The 14,431-nt window shown below is 66.8% G+C and carries 14 protein-coding genes and 1 tRNA gene; 7 read left to right on the top strand and 8 right to left on the bottom strand.

Annotated features, from left to right (window positions below; translation table 11 throughout):
* Nucleotides 1–50 precede the first annotated feature (50 nt).
* A complete protein-coding gene (locus tag Q7O19_RS04400) occupies nucleotides 51–959 on the top strand; it encodes a glutathione S-transferase family protein (protein ID WP_303808909.1) in 909 nt (302 codons plus the stop codon).
* Here the strand turns inward: Q7O19_RS04400 and trxA are convergent.
* The 4 genes from trxA to Q7O19_RS04380 all read right to left on the bottom strand — a co-directional run bounded on the left by trxA (nucleotide 956) and on the right by Q7O19_RS04380 (nucleotide 8,242).
* On the bottom strand, nucleotides 956–1,273 hold the full coding sequence (gene trxA / locus Q7O19_RS04395) for a thioredoxin (RefSeq protein ID WP_303808907.1): 318 nt from the start codon (nucleotides 1,271–1,273) through the stop codon (nucleotides 956–958). The two genes, Q7O19_RS04400 and trxA, sit on opposite strands and share 4 nt — an antisense overlap.
* Nucleotides 1,274–1,295: 22 nt before the next feature.
* A complete protein-coding gene (addA, locus tag Q7O19_RS04390) occupies nucleotides 1,296–4,724 on the bottom strand; it encodes a double-strand break repair helicase AddA (protein WP_303808905.1) in 3,429 nt (1,142 codons plus the stop codon).
* 8 nt (nucleotides 4,725–4,732) lie between these two features.
* On the bottom strand, nucleotides 4,733–7,735 hold the full coding sequence (addB, locus tag Q7O19_RS04385) for a double-strand break repair protein AddB (protein ID WP_303808903.1): 3,003 nt from the start codon (nucleotides 7,733–7,735) through the stop codon (nucleotides 4,733–4,735).
* Between the two features lie 177 nt (nucleotides 7,736–7,912).
* Nucleotides 7,913–8,242: a hypothetical protein gene (locus Q7O19_RS04380; RefSeq protein WP_303808901.1), complete on the bottom strand. Its 330-nt coding sequence runs from the start codon at nucleotides 8,240–8,242 to the stop codon at nucleotides 7,913–7,915.
* Between the two features lie 68 nt (nucleotides 8,243–8,310).
* Here Q7O19_RS04380 and Q7O19_RS04375 point away from each other — a divergent pair, with 68 nt between their 5' ends.
* Entirely contained in the window at nucleotides 8,311–8,601 is a 291-nt protein-coding gene (locus Q7O19_RS04375) for a hypothetical protein (RefSeq protein ID WP_303808900.1), read from the top strand.
* Nucleotides 8,602–8,719: 118 nt separating this feature from the next.
* On the opposite strand, the gene Q7O19_RS04370 is transcribed toward Q7O19_RS04375, so the two are convergent.
* Nucleotides 8,720–9,172, bottom strand: a complete 453-nt coding sequence (locus Q7O19_RS04370; RefSeq protein WP_303808899.1) for a hypothetical protein — start codon at nucleotides 9,170–9,172, stop codon at nucleotides 8,720–8,722.
* Between the two features lie 150 nt (nucleotides 9,173–9,322).
* On the bottom strand, nucleotides 9,323–9,832 hold the full coding sequence (locus Q7O19_RS04365) for a hypothetical protein (protein WP_303808898.1): 510 nt from the start codon (nucleotides 9,830–9,832) through the stop codon (nucleotides 9,323–9,325).
* A gap of 186 nt (nucleotides 9,833–10,018) precedes the next feature.
* Here Q7O19_RS04365 and Q7O19_RS04360 point away from each other — a divergent pair, with 186 nt between their 5' ends.
* The 4 genes from Q7O19_RS04360 (at nucleotide 10,019) to Q7O19_RS04345 (ending at nucleotide 12,143) form a co-directional block, all read left to right on the top strand.
* Nucleotides 10,019–10,402, top strand: coding sequence for a VOC family protein (locus Q7O19_RS04360; protein WP_303808896.1), 384 nt, complete (start codon nucleotides 10,019–10,021; stop codon nucleotides 10,400–10,402).
* Complete coding sequence (locus Q7O19_RS04355; RefSeq protein WP_303808894.1) at nucleotides 10,375–10,917, top strand: heme-binding protein; 543 nt, start codon at nucleotides 10,375–10,377, stop codon at nucleotides 10,915–10,917. The genes Q7O19_RS04360 and Q7O19_RS04355 overlap by 28 nt, the downstream gene beginning before the upstream one ends.
* A gap of 123 nt (nucleotides 10,918–11,040) precedes the next feature.
* Nucleotides 11,041–11,565, top strand: coding sequence for a translation initiation factor IF-3 (gene infC / locus Q7O19_RS04350; RefSeq protein ID WP_022679960.1), 525 nt, complete (start codon nucleotides 11,041–11,043; stop codon nucleotides 11,563–11,565).
* A gap of 86 nt (nucleotides 11,566–11,651) precedes the next feature.
* Nucleotides 11,652–12,143: a GAF domain-containing protein gene (locus Q7O19_RS04345; protein ID WP_303808893.1), complete on the top strand. Its 492-nt coding sequence runs from the start codon at nucleotides 11,652–11,654 to the stop codon at nucleotides 12,141–12,143.
* Nucleotides 12,144–12,194: 51 nt separating this feature from the next.
* Here the strand turns inward: Q7O19_RS04345 and Q7O19_RS04340 are convergent, their stop codons facing one another.
* Nucleotides 12,195–13,808 (bottom strand): M56 family metallopeptidase, encoded by a 1,614-nt coding sequence (locus tag Q7O19_RS04340; protein WP_303808892.1) that lies wholly within the window; start codon nucleotides 13,806–13,808, stop codon nucleotides 12,195–12,197.
* Complete coding sequence (locus Q7O19_RS04335) at nucleotides 13,805–14,170, bottom strand: BlaI/MecI/CopY family transcriptional regulator (RefSeq protein ID WP_022679963.1); 366 nt, start codon at nucleotides 14,168–14,170, stop codon at nucleotides 13,805–13,807. The genes Q7O19_RS04340 and Q7O19_RS04335 overlap by 4 nt, the downstream gene beginning before the upstream one ends.
* A gap of 173 nt (nucleotides 14,171–14,343) precedes the next feature.
* Here Q7O19_RS04335 and Q7O19_RS04330 point away from each other — a divergent pair.
* Nucleotides 14,344–14,417, top strand: a tRNA-Gly gene (locus Q7O19_RS04330).
* Nucleotides 14,418–14,431 lie beyond the last annotated feature (14 nt).

The raw sequence follows: 14,431 nt of genomic DNA, 5'->3' as shown, positions 1-14,431 counted from the left end.
CCCCATAATGGCACTGGGGGCAGGCCGGTTTGAGGGGCATCATCCCGGCCATGATCCCGATCCTCTACCATTATGAAGCCTCGCCCTTTGCCGAACTGGTGCGGGCCGCCTTTGGCGTGAAAGGCCTCACATGGGGCAGCCTGCTGGTTCCCCGCATCATGCCCAAGCCGGACCAGACACAGCTGACCGGCGCCTATGGCCGCACGCCTGTCGTGCAGATCGGTGCCGACATCTATTGCGACACCGGCGCGATTTTGCCGGCACTCGAATCCCTGCCCGGCCCCAGTCTCTATCCCGCGCCATTGGGCCCGCTGCACAGACTGGTGGCAAGCTGGGCCAACGGGCCGCAATTCTTTGCCCATGTCGGCGCGGCGATGGGCGGCATGACGCCCGAAATGATGGGCGAGGATTTCATCAAGGATCGCCAGGCCCGCTTTGGCATGGACCTTGCCGCGCTGGGCCGCGCCGCGCCGCATCTGGCCGGCCAGGCGCTGGTGGCGAGCCAATTGCTTTCGGACACACTGTCCGATGGCCGCGCCTTCATCGGCGGCGACGAACCTGGGGCGGGTGATCTGGCGCTCTACAGCAACATCTGGTTCGTGAAGGCCGTGCCGACAGCGGCAGCCAATTCGGCCGCCATGCTGGCGCTGCCGGGCGTGGAAGACTGGTTTGCGCGCATGGCCGGATTCGGCCACGGCGAGCGGCGCGAAATGACAGCCGATGATGCGTTGGCTGCCGCCCGCGCCGCCACCCCCGCCACGATCAGCGGCGGAGTGGATGCGCCCTACGTGGCCGGCATGATGGTGGGCGTTGCCCAAGAAGGCACGAAGGACGCGCCCAGCGTTGGCCGACTGCTGCGCTGCTGTTCAACCGGAATCAGCATTGCCCGTGAAGTGGAGGACGGGCTCACCGCCCATGTCCACTTCCCGCGCCTGGGGGAGGTCGTGGCGCCGGCTTAAGCCAGCGCGCCCGTCAACCACGCCTTCAGTTCGCCCTTGGGCCGCGCGCCGACCATGGTGGCCGCCGCCTTGCCGTCCTTGAACAGGATCATGGTCGGGATCGACATCACGCCATAACGCCCCGGTGCATCCGGGTTCTCGTCGATGTTGACCTTGACGATCTCCACCCCGTCCAGCTCGCTGTTCAGTTCTTCCAGCGCCGGGGCGATCATACGACACGGGCCGCACCATTCAGCCCAGAAATCGACCAGCACCGGCTTGTCGGCACTGATCACATCGGCATGGAAGCTGGCATCGGTCACGGCTTTGGTCATAGGAAGACTCCGCAAATAAGATTCACGACGGATAGATAGGCGCTGGCCCCGCCGGCTGCAATGCGGCTGATGGCTGCCATGCGCTGAGCACATCGGCGGGCACCTCGATCAGGCGCGGCCCGGCGGTGTAGAGCAGCCCGGCGCGCACCGTGCGGCCCGGAAACACACGGGCCAGTGCAGCGGCATAGGCGCCCATTTGCGCCAGGTGCGATGGCGGCACCATGTCAAGCCCAGCCGGCACGCGGCTGCCGGTCTTGAAATCGACGGCCAGCACTTCGGTCTCGCTCACCAGCAGCCGATCGATGCTGCCGGCGATCACCGCCTCGCTCACCACGGCCGCCACCGGAGCTTCGGTGAGCGCACCAGCCGCGAACACCGCTGCAAAGGCCGGATCGTCGAGCACGGCCAGCACCGTCGCCACAAGTTCCTCAGCCTCCAGATCAGGCACGTTCAGCAAGCACCATTGCAGCGCCACGTTGCGCCGCACGTCAGCCGCCAGCCCCGGTAGCGTTTCGAACAATCGGTGCAGTGCCGTGCCACGCCGTGCGGCGGCCTTGCGGGCGGCATCCGGCGGCGGATCGGCCACCGTGTCTGGCCCCAGACTCGATGGCGCCAGCGGGCGCGGCGGGCGGGCTTCGGTGGGGGCCTGCCGCTGCCACCAGCGATCCGTGGTCAGCAGCGCCGCATCGGGTTTCACCTCGACATCGCGCAGTACCGTCGCCGGGCCAGAGCGGAACTGCCGCACCGGTTGCGGCCAATACGGATCGTCCACCGCCTCCCGATCGGTGAGCGCCTCACCGACAAGGCTGTACCAACTTTCCGGGTGCACATCCCATTCCTTGCAGGGCTTGGTGGCGCCGCCAATGCACAACACTTCCTCGGCACGGGTGAGCGCCACGTAGAGCAGCCGCCGATGTTCGCGCGCGGCTCTGGCGACCCGTTCATTCTGCGCGTCGGTGAGGAAAGCCGGCGGCGCCACCAGTCCGGGCGGCAGCCACAGCGGCAGTTCCGCGTCATTGTTCAGCGCCAGCACCAGCGCACCCTTTTCCGTCGGCGGCACATGGCAGGCATCAGCCATGATCACGATCGGCGCCTGCAAGCCCTTGGCGCCGTGCACCGTCATCAGCCGCACGGCGTCGATGGCGGCTTCGGGATCGCGCTTCACCTCCAGATCCTCGGCGGCCATCCAGGCGATGAAGGCCTGCAAGCTGGCCGCGCCCGCGGCTTCACAGGCCAACGCCTGATCAAGCACGGTGTCGATGGCATCGCGGGCTTCCTCGCCCAACCGCGCCAGCAGCTTGCGACGGCCGGCCAACGGCCCGGAGAGGATGGTTTCGAGGAAACGATAAGGCGACACGTCCGCCGCCAACCGCAGCACCTCGACCAGCACGGCGCGCGGGGCGGCAACGACGGGATCGTCACTGGCCAGCACAGCGGCCCACAAGGTGCCCGGCCGTGCTGCCGCCAGCCCGATGAGCTGATGATGATCAAGGCCGCAGAAGGGCGAGACCAGCAGCGCCGCCAACGTAAGATCATCATCGGGCTGGCAGGCGAATTGCACTAGCGCCAGCAGATCGGCCACGGCCAGCGGTTCGGCCAGATTGAGCCGGTCGGCGCCGGCCACCGGCACGCCGGCTTCGTGCAGCGCCGTCACCAGCGCGTTCATTAGCCCGCTGCGCTTGCGCACCAGCACCAATATGTCCTGCGCCGCCGCCCGCCGGCCACTGGCGGGCAGGATGAGCGCAGTTTCCGGCGCCAGCCAGCCAGCGATGGTCGCGGCGATGCGGCGCGCCATGTCGATGTCCTGCGCCAGCGGCGGGGCTTCATCGTCCTCCGCCTCGTCCTCATCCTCGCTGCCGGCGTCGGGCAGCAATGGCGGCCACAGCATCACCAGCCCGGCACCGGGCTTGTGGGCGACATGCGGCTCCACCCCCTGCGGGTCGAAGAGCTGCGGGCCGACATGGTCGATCACCCGGTCCACCACATCCAATATCGCCGGCACCGATCGGAAATTCACCGTGAGCGGCAGTTCCTTCCAGCGTTCCGGTTCGGCTTCACACAAGCCGACGAAATCATCCTTCATATCGGCATAGATCTGCGGATCGGCGCCCTGAAAGCCGAAGATCGACTGTTTGAAATCGCCGACCACGAACAGGCTGCGGAACTGGTCACGCTGGCCGCGCCCGGAAAAATATTCCTCCACCAGCGCGCGGATCACCTGCCATTGCAACAGGTTGGTATCCTGCGCCTCATCAACCAGCACATGATCGATGCGGCTGTCGAGCTTGAAGCGCACCCAGTCCGCCGCGCCGGGTTCGCCGAGCAGGCGCGCGGCGGCGGCGATCATGTCGTCATAATCGATCACCCCGGCCCGGTGCTTGGCCGCCCGCCAATCCTGCGCCAACCGCACTGCGACGCGCAGGTGGCGGCCGGCAAAATCCAATATCTGCCAGCGTTCCAGATCGGCGCGCAGGCCTAGCAACTGCGTCTGCAGATCGGCACAGAAAGGCCGCCATTCAAGATCTTCGTCATCGAGAGCCTTGGGCACCAGCGTCGTCAGCGCGAGCGGCTCATTCTTGGTGGAATGGAACATCCGCCACAGATCAGGCCACAGCTTCGCCTTGTCGCTGGCTGCCTGAAAACCGGCGAGTGCTCCGGCAAGCTTCTGGGCGTTGACCCCTTTTTGCCGACCCAGCGCCTGCGCGAACTGCTGCAATTTCAGTAACGGCAGCGCCGCGATGCCCGCCGCCAGCGTCGCCGCCTCGCTGTCGCCATCGGCCAGCCCTAGCGCCCGGCGCAGCAGCGGTTCCACCCCTTCCACGCGCAGTTCGGCCAGCGCCGCGCTGTGGCGGGACAGCGCGGCCATGATGGCGTGCAGCCTGGTCTCGCCGCCATCGATCGCGATTTCGGCCACATCAGCCAGAAACTTGGGGTTGGACGTATCCGTGAGTGCGTCGGTCAGCACGCGGCGGCGCAGCAGCGCAGCGGCACGGTCATCCAGCGTCTGAAACCCTGGCGTGATGCCGGCTTCCACCGGGAAGCTGGCGATCAGCCCTTGCGCGAAACTGTGAATGGTCTGGATGGCCAGACCGGCCGGCGCCTCCAGCACGGCGGCAAACAGCCCGCGCGCGTTGGCAAATGTTTCCGCATCGGTGGGCGCACTGATGGCGGCAAGATCGCTGGCCAGCCCGGCCTCATCACAGCCGGCCCAACGCGCCAGCCGCGCCATCACCCGGTCCTGCATTTCGGCGGCGGCCAGCTTGGTGAAGGTCAGGCACAAGATCGCATCCGGCCGCGCCCCGGCCAGCAACAGGCGCAGCACACGCGCGGAGAGCACCTGCGTCTTGCCAGTGCCGGCCGATGCCGCGACCCAGGCATGGACCTCAGGATCGGCAGCGGCGGCCTGCGCCGGCTTCAGCGGTTCCAGCGGCTTGGTGCGTCCCCGGTTCATGCCACCACTCACGATTGGCGCTCCCGCCGGTTGATCCATTCGGCGACGCGGGCGAGATGATCAAAGTCACCCCAGGCCCATTGCGGCTGCAGCTTGGCCGGGAACGGGGTCTGCGAAAGCAGATACTGCGCCACCAATTGCTCAGCCCGGATCAGCGCGCGGGTCACATGATCGGGCACATCGGCGCCCTTGCCCAACGGATTGCTGCGCTTGCCTTTTTCCCGCCCACTGCCGTTCAGCTGCCAATACTCGATGGCACCAGCATTGCCGCCCGGCACCGGCTTGTCACCATGGCGCAAGCCGCCAGCCACCGCGATCCCCAGCCCCAGCGCCAATTGGTTGGCCTCCAGCGCCTTGACCCGCGTGCCCGATGGCGGTGTGCCGGTCTTGTAATCAATCACGCGCAGATTGCCGTCGGCATGGCGGTCCAATCGGTCGATGCGGCCGCTCAGCATCACCCCGCCGGTCAACTCCAACTCGCCCTTCACTTCGGCCAGCATCTGCGCCCAGCCGGCGTCTTCCTCGTTCAATATCTCTTGGCCCGCCCAACCCAGCGCCCGCTGGATGCGCGGCACCCAAGCGGCGGCCAGCAGCGGGAAATGCGAGGTGGCGCTGCTCAGCACTTCGGCGGTGATCTGCTGCAGCTGCGGCAGGCTGCCGTGACGGGCGGCGACCCACTTGTCGAGCACCTCGTGGGCAAGATTGCCGCGCATCATCGCGGTGGGATCCTGATCGAGCGGATCAAGCTTGCGCAGTTTCAAGATATGCTTGGCGTGGAAGGCGAAGGGATCTGCGATCAGCGTGTCGATCTCGGTGATGCTGATGCGGCGGGGGCGAAGGGACAGCGCCGGGTTGGGCCGCGGCTGCGGTGCCGGCCGTGGCCCGCCGCTGGCACCATCCAATGCGCGGGCAATCAGGAGCAGATCGTCCCGGCGCGGCAGCACATCGGCACCAGCGCGTTCAAACTGCGCCACCAGTCGCAGCCACAGGCGTGATGCCACTTGTGGCCCGCCGGCATCGCGGCGTGAACGGGTGATCAGCACGCGCTTGGCGCTGGCAGCGCGCAGGAAATCCTGCGCGGCGAGGCCCTGCGCCCGCGCCGTGCCGGGCAGGCCCAGCGCGCGGCGAATGGCCGGGGCCAGCCATGGATCGGGCGATGGGCGGCCGGGCCAGGTGGCTTCATTGAGGCCGGCCAGCACCAGCGTGTCGGCGCGGGTCAACTGCGCTTCGACTGGGCCCAATATGGCGAGGCGCGGGTGTCCCTGCCCCGGCACGCGCACGCTGGTGCCAGCCATCAGCGTGGCAAGCAGCGCCGGGGCTTCATCGGGGCGCAAGCTGCCGAACAGGGCGCCATGAAGTTCGATTTCGGCCACCAGTGCTGCGAGTTGCCGCCCGTCAGGCCCGGCCCAGGCGCCATCGCCGGCCAGCGCATTGAGCGCATCGCGCAGCGCCTGCATCAGATTGGGCAATGTGATGGCGGTCGCCACGCGCAGGCCATCTAGCGCCTCCAGCGCCGGGGCCAGATCGTGCCACCAGCCCATCAACCGGGTGGCAAGGCGATCGTGACGCCCATCCTTTTCGTGCAACCAGCGATCAAGGCCGGCGCCGGCACCATCGAGACCGGGCGCCGGCCGCACCCCGCGCAAGGCGATATCAGCCAGGCGCACGCCGGCCTCGAACGCGGCATCGTCGACCCGCACCAGCGTGTGCTTCAGCACGGCCAGCAGGCGGGCCGGAGCGAAATCCTCGGCCATCGCCTCCACCAGCGCCAACACCAGCGCGCCGGGCGGGGTAAGCAGCAAAGGTTGGCCCGCCGACGTGTCGATGGCAATGCCCCAGCGCCGGCAATGCGCCGCCACGCGGCGGGCAAGCAGCGGATCGGGCGTGATCAGCGCGGCGCGCTCGCCCGGCCGCTCCAGCGCCTCGCGCAACGCCAGCGCCACCACCTGGGCTTCCTCGGCCGCGGTGGCACATTCGGCCAGCGCCAGGCCATCGATGGCGGCGGGCGGCGGTGGTGGCGGCGCCGTCACGGCGGCCGCCGGGGCCAGCGCCGCCAGCAGCGCCGCAGCGCGTTCAGGCGGGCCATCCAGTTTGCCGCCGTGTGCGGGCCAAGGTTGAACGTCCGCACGCTCCAGCCCGAGCGCGGCCAGCAGTTTCTTCAGCGCCCATTGCGGGTGGCCCGGATCATCACGGCCGCCCTCGGCGCTGCTGATCGGTATCGCGTCCCACCGCGCGGTGCCAGCCTCCGATGGGTCATCATCAAGCCCTGGCAGAACCACCAGCCCCTGCGGCAGGTGCAACACTGCAGCTAGCAGCCGCACAAGCGCTGGGGTGGGATTGGCCAAGCCAGCCGCAACCACCAGGCCGGTGGGCGGCGCCACCTGCCAGCGTGCGATGCTGGCATCGATAAGCGCTGCCAACCGCGATGCGCCTTCAGTGCCGCCATGGCCGGTGCGCGCTTCCGGCCAGACGGCGATGATCAGTTCAAGGAAGGCCAGCGTCTTCTGCCAGTGATCGGCCAGATCCTGGCCGTCGGCGGCAGCGCGCAGGGTTTCGGGTTCGATTTCCTCGGCCAGCAGCGCATCCAGAACCTCACCCAGCGCATCGCCCAGCCGCAGCCGCTCCACCGCCGAACGGTCGCTGCCGGGAAGGCCGCCCGCCAGCCGCGCCAGCTCCAGCCGGCGCAGCAGCGGCGCCACGGCGGGCAGCAGCACATCCGCGCCCGCCGCCAGCCGATCGAAACCGCCGTCATCCAGATCCCCCACCGGCACCATGCGCGGCAGCAGCAGGCCGCCACCGGATTCGGCACCTGATTTGGCATTGGGTAATTGCCGCACAAAGGCTTCGGTGAGCGCCGTCACCGCACGGCGGTTGGGCAGCAGCACCAGGGCCCGCGCCAGCGCCAGCGGATCACCCGCCGTGCGCGCCAGCAACCCGGCCGCCAGCGCATCGGCAAAGGCGACGTGCAACGCGATGTTGAATATCGGTGGGCGCAGAGGCGGGCTGGTCACATCGTCCAGCATAGGGCCAGTTGCAGCGCCTGCCAGCCCCTGATTGGGGATATCGCCATCAGCGCGGCTCTGGTGCAGCGATGTTCCCGACGCCTTGTGGCTGGGGAGAAGACGGCGGGTGCGTGGGCCACCCGCCGCCGCCCCGCCCAGTTGGGAAAAATGGGGTAGAGCTTCAGATCAGGCAGCCGCGCTGCGCTGAAAGCGGGCGCGGACTCGATCCCCGGTGCGCAGCGCATCGGCCGCCAGCGCCAGCATCCTCTGATAGGATTCGGGCGAAATGCCCAGAAAACTGCGGCGGCCATCGCGCTGGCACGGCCGCCGCACGATCAGGCCTTCCTTGGTCATGCCATTGATCCAGCGCAGCGCCGTGGTGCTCGGCACATCGGCGGCGATGCACAGGCTGGTGACCGAGGTTTCGCGGCGCCAATAATGCGCCACCGCCAGATCGAGCAAGATGTCCCACGCCGGTTCACCCAGCGACAGGCCGGGCAGATGGCGGACGCGCAACGACGGATGCGGAACTGGCCTTCCAGAAAGGCGATGCAATCGGCTTCGGCGACATCGGCGCTGCTGGCTTGCGGCTGGCCCACCAGTTTGTCGGCCAGCGCCGCCAGGCCCTGGGCCATATCGGCGACCTGGCGGGCAATGGCGGCGGACGGTTCACCACTACCGGCCAGCGCCTGCAAGGCTGCCAGATCCAGACCGGCAAAATCGGCATGCGACCGGTCATGTACCGGCGTCGCAGCGGGCACAGCCCGATCACCCTCGTGCCCGTTCGACAAGGCCGGTTCGGGCGGGACCCGTTCATTTCCATCCAGGACCGCCTGAGCCTTGTCGGGCTCAGCTGTGGCAGTTCGGGCCGATAGGGTTCCGGCGGTCGGGCGACCGGCACCAAACAAGCCGGAATCGCCGAAGTCGCGCGAAAAACCCGTGTCGTATCCGACGTCTATCATCGAAACTACGCCCCCATAGCCTGCGAACAAACTATGGTTCGCAGACCAAGGTCTCTAACATTTGCTCCACTCTGGTGATGCACAGGGGCTGGTCCATTATGGACAAACCGGCTTGGGAAATGAGTTCATTAAGGTTTAATTCTGGCGACCACGCCGCTATTGGCCCGCCTTCGCCGGGACTGGCGGGCAACATGGCCAGACACAGGCGCGCCGGCGGACACACGGCCAGAAAAGATGGGAAGCTCTCCACCTGCCAGCCAAGGATTTCGGCCAGCATCGTCACCGGTTCGGCCAGCCCCGGCGGCAATCCGAACAGCACCAGCCGGCGCGGTGGCTGCGGGTCTCGGTGTCGGGCTGGGTGCTGGTCCGGCACCGCCCACTCCCCCACAGACGGCACGGCGCCAAAGCCGTCCGGCTGAGCCCAGCCCGGCCATTCGGCGCTTCCCACCTGATCGAAACTGAAGATCCGCTGCGCAACAGTCACTGGCCATCACTCCATCCGCCCGGCGCTGCAGCGCCACTGCGACGATTACGGCGGGTGAATGATCAGCTTGCAGCGGCAAAGCGCGCGAAAAATGGTTACCACTGCAAAACCCGGCGCCACTGGCGTTAGGGGCCAGGCAGCACGCCACTGTCATCCGGCAAAGGCCAGCAATTCTTCCAGCGCCGGTAGCGAAACTGGCAGCACCAGGCGATCCAGCCCCAGGCGCGCCAATTGATCTGCCAGGGCGATGTCATCGGCGTCGACCAGGATCACATTGTCAGTCTGGCGCAGCACCAGCCGAGGCGAGCGCGCGAGCCGATCGGCACCGGGGTCCCGGCCCGGATCGCACTGTGCCCAACCGCCTTGCAAACACCTGTTATTGATCGAACCACCAGTGGCCGATCCGCCCTTTACCAACGCCATTTCGCCCCCGGCCGCTGTCGTCCAAGGCACCGTATCGCGGGCGCCAAAGGCATCCGGAAAGCCGCCAATCCAGCTGCGAATCCGGCCGGTTCCGTCAGGAGGCTCAACCTCCCACCCCAGGACCGCCGCCAGCAATCCGATTTTCTCAGCCTCGTCCGACTGCACCCCCATCAAGCGGATGCAACGACTTGAGCATGCGTCGGCCCTCTCCGACGACGCCGGCGATATTATCTCCACAATTGTTCCCCAACTCAGACCCTCGCACCGATATGGTTAACCGCTTGGTAACGGACGGCAAGATGCAACTCGGTCCATTCTGGTTCTGATCGCCGGTTAACCGTGGAGAGGCACACGCCATCTCGACAGAGCGCCGGCAATTTGCTTCCCTGTCTGTCCACACACACACCACGGGGGGAAATGCCCATGTTCAGCCACATCATGGTCGGCGCCAACGACACAGCCACATCCAAGGCCTTTTACGACGCCACCTTCGCCGCCATGGGCATCGGCCCCGGCCACGCCGACGACAAGGGCCGGGTGTTCTGGATGACGCCCACCGGCATCTTTGCCATCACCCCGCCGATCGACGGCAACCCGGCCTGCAATGGCAACGGCAGCACCATCGGCTTTGCCATGGCCGGCCCGGAAATGGCCGATGCCTGGCATGCCGCCGGCGTCGCCAATGGCGGCACCACCTGCGAAGATCCGCCCGGCGTGCGCCAGGGCGGCATGGGCGCGCTTTACCTCGCCTATCTGCGTGATCCGGCCGGCAACAAATTGTGCGCCCTGTATCGGATGCCCGCCTGATGCGCGGCCTTTCCCTTCTGGGCGCGGCGCTGCTGCTGGCCGCCCCGGCGACACTGCTGCTGGCCGCCCCGGCGGCGGGGCAACTGATCAAGGACAAGCCGGTGCTGACGCTCGATGGCGCCCGCATAGTCACCGATGCTGCCCACGCCGAAGCCGAAAAGCGCGGGCTGAAAGTGACCATCGTGGTTGTCGATCCGGCCGGAATTCTGATTGCGCTGCGCCGGATGGATGATGCGTCGATCGCCGGGCCAGACATCGCCACCGGCAAGGCGCAGACGGCGGCGCGTTTCGGCAACCCCACGGCCCTGTTCGAACAGCGGCTGCAGAAGGAAGGCCAACTGCGCTACCTCACCTTCCCGGTGGGTGTGGTCGCGTCCGAAGGCGGTGTGCCCATCAAGCGGGACGGCAAGACCGTGGGCGCGGTCGGCGTTTCAGGCGCCACCAGCCAGGAAGACGGCCTGATCGCCGCGGCCGGCATCTCCGCACTGGAGGCAGCGCTCGCGCCGAAGAAATAATCCGTCTTTTTGGCTGAATCCGGCCGGTTCACCTGCGCCCTCTTGCCGCTGGTGAGCCGGCCGCGCTATTGAGGCGCGTAACACTGCACAGGAGAGACTGCCATACCACCGCCCCCACGCCGCATGATGAACACGCCCGCGCCGATGACCGGCCCGCGTTATGATGAATTCATCACTGTTCCCAAGGTCCGTGTCATCGATCAGGACGGGGAAAATCTGGGTGTTCTCTACACCCGTGAAGCCATTGCGATCGCACAGGAAGCCGGGCTGAATCTGGTGGAAGTCTCCCCTGGCGCCGATCCGCCGGTGTGCAAGATTCTCGATATCGGCAAGTTCAAATATGAAAGCCAGAAAAAGGCTGCCGCAGCTCGCAAGAACCAGAAGACGCAGGAGATCAAGGAGATCAAGATGCGTCCCAATATCGACGAGCATGATTACCAGACCAAGATGAAGGCCATCAATCGCTTCCTGGAAGACGGCGACAAGGTGAAGCTCACCCTGCGCTTCCGCGGCCGTGAGCTTTCGCATGGCGAACTCGGCCTGAAGCTGCTGGAGCGCGTGCGCGACGAAACCGCAGAACTGGCCAAGGTGGAGCAGTTGCCCCGCCTGGAAGGCCGCCAGATGCTGATGGTGATCGCACCGAAGTAAGTTTCGGTCTCACCCGCAACAATGAACGCCGCCGGCTCATCCCGGCGGCGTTTGCGTTTCCGGGGCCATGGCGTTAACCGGCGGCCATGTCATTCTTTGCCCCCGCCCTCGAAGGCACAAAGCCCGAACGCTATGTGCAGCTGAACCAGCAGTTGGCCGCGTTGATCGGCGACGAGCGTGATTTCGTCGCCAACATGGCCAATATGGCGGCGCTGCTCTTCCACCAGCTGCCCGATCTCAATTGGGCCGGTTTCTACCTGATGCGCGAAGGCGAACTGGTGCTCGGCCCGTTTCAGGGCAAGCCGGCCTGCATCCGCATCCCGCTCGGCCGCGGCGTGTGCGGCACGGCAGCGGCGACCCGCGAAACCCAGCTGGTGCCCGATGTGCACGCCTTCCCCGGCCATATCGCCTGCGATGCCGACAGCCGCTCCGAAATCGTCGTGCCGCTGATCCGTAATGGCATGATCATCGGCGTGCTCGATCTCGACAGCCCGAAACCCGGCCGCTTCGATGAAGACGACCGGGCCGGGCTGGAATCCGCAGCGGGGCTCTTGCTGGGGGCCAGCCTTATGCTCTGAACCTGTACCGCTCGCCCCAAAGAGGGCCGGAGCAAACAGACGCGGATCAGATCATTTCTCCATCTTCACGATCACTTCGGTGCGTTGGTTGGCCATTGCCGCATCAATGCCCTTCATCGCGGCGGCGCGCTGTTCGGCGGAGAGGTCCCTCGATTTCTCGATGGCAGCACGGGCCGCGGCCATGGCCTCGCGCACCTTCTTCTGCATTTCCATGCCGCAAGTGGCGAGCTGCGCCATATCGGCATCGACGGGCAGCTTCACACCGTCGCTTTCGCAACGGGCGCGCATGCGGGTCTTCACCTCGGCCATGCGGGATTCGACGTCCTTGCCAGCCAGCGCGGCGTGCTTGCCGGCCATTTCGGCGATTTCCTGGTGGCGGATCATCACCATCTTCTTGCCTTCGGCGATTTCCATCACCTTGACCATCTCGCCCGGGCCGCCGCCGTGCATCATCATCACGTGCGGGCCGTCGCCGCTGGTCTCGTCCGACACCACCTTGCCATCCTTCATGATGATCTTGCGGACGATCTTCTCGCCGGGCTTGCCTTGCGCGCCGTCGATCTTGTGGGTGAACACCATCACCTTGGGCGCAGCCGGAGCACTGGGCGCAGCCGGCGGCGACACCGGGGCGGGCGGCGACACAGCGGCCGGCGGTGACACCGGCGCGGGCGGCGAGACGGGTGCGGGCGGTGCCGGTGGGGCCGGTGGTGCGGGCTGGGCACCCGACGCGGTGGCGATCAGGCCGCCGGCAGCGAGGCCGGTGACGGCCAGCAGGCCAAATGCACGACCAAAACGGCCCAGCTTGCGATCCTTCATCATGGCAAATCGTTCCTTCAACTGGCTCTTGTGGTTCATGGCGCAGGCGGCGACCGGGGTGGCGACGCAGGCAGATTTCAACACCGCCCGGCCATAGGTGGCGCGGGTGTCACCATCGCTGCCGGCCAGCACGCTAGCATCGCAGGCGAGTTCCTGATCGGCGCGGAAGGCGCGCCAGGCGGCATGGGCAATCGGGTTCCACCAATGCGCCGCCAGCACCACCAGCCCGGCCAGATTGGCGGCAAGATCCAACCGATCATGGTGGGCTCCTTCGTGCAGCAGCGCCATGCGGCGCTCGGCCGGCGAGTAGCGGGTGAGGAAATCGGCCGGCAGCAGAATGCGGCGCTGGATGATGCCGGCCGCCATCGGGCCGGGCACATGGGCAGAGACGATCACGTCCACGCCGCCCTGGCAGGTGAGCAGTTCGCCGTCGCGCACCGCCTGACCAACGAAGCGCACGTGCCGCGCCCATTGGATGGCGAGGAAGGCCACCGCCCCTGCCGCCCACAGGCCGAGCAGCAGAAGCGGCCAATCCGGCAGCAGGCTCACGTCTGGTCCCATCTGCAGCGTGGCCGGCGGCAATGGCTGGTTGTAGAGCGCAGCATCGGCCGGCGGCATCAGCGCCAGCGCCACATCGCCTTCCGGGTTGGATTGCGCCACTGGCACATAAAGCGGCTGCCAGCCAGGAATCGCCGGCAGCACCATGCGCAGCGCCGGCAGTGCCCACAGCGCATAGGCCATATGGGCGCCCCACAGTCGGGCCACCGGCTTGCGCACGGCCAGCACCAGCAGCATCAATAGCGTGGCGCCGATCAGCGCCTCTACCAACCATTCAGGCGTCAGCATCATTGCTTCAACTCCCGGATCAGGGCTTCCAGTTCGGCAATATCGGCAGGGGAAAGCTCGCCGCGTTCGGCCAAATGGGCGACCAGCGGCGCCGGGCGGCCACCGAACAGGCGATCAACCAGCCGGCGCGATTCGCCGGCGGCAATGGCGGCGCGATCAACGGCGGGTGCGTACAGATAGCGGCGGCCATCTTCCGTGGTGGTCAGCGCGCCCTTGGCGGCGAGGCGGGAAAGCAACGTCTTCACCGTCGTCAGGCCCCAGCCAGTGGGTTGCAGCCGGGCCGCCACATCCTGCGCAGTGAGCGGATGCTGTGTCCACAACACCTCCATCACCTGCCATTCGGCTTCGCTGATACGCTCTGACATGATCGGCACCCGAGTCGTTTACATCTGTAATCGATGTATCGACTACGTATGTAGTCGTCAAGCGCTGTTGTATGGGGGTGGGACACTCCTGCGCCTCGCCGGCTTGCTGGTCGATGAATGGCCTGATTGCTTGACGAACCGGGCATGGCGGTGGCAAGCGGACGCCGGCTTCTGCGGGTATGATGTAATGGTAGCCTGTCAGCTTCCCAAGCTGAACGCGCGGGTTCGATTCCCGCTACCCGCTCCACTTTCCTGACCGGT

Source organism: Sandarakinorhabdus limnophila DSM 17366 (genome assembly GCF_945882885.1).
Lineage (GTDB): Bacteria > Pseudomonadota > Alphaproteobacteria > Sphingomonadales > Sphingomonadaceae > Sandarakinorhabdus > Sandarakinorhabdus limnophila_A.
Note: the sequence above shows the minus strand (reverse complement) of the source record. Positions and strands in the feature narration are given on the sequence as shown.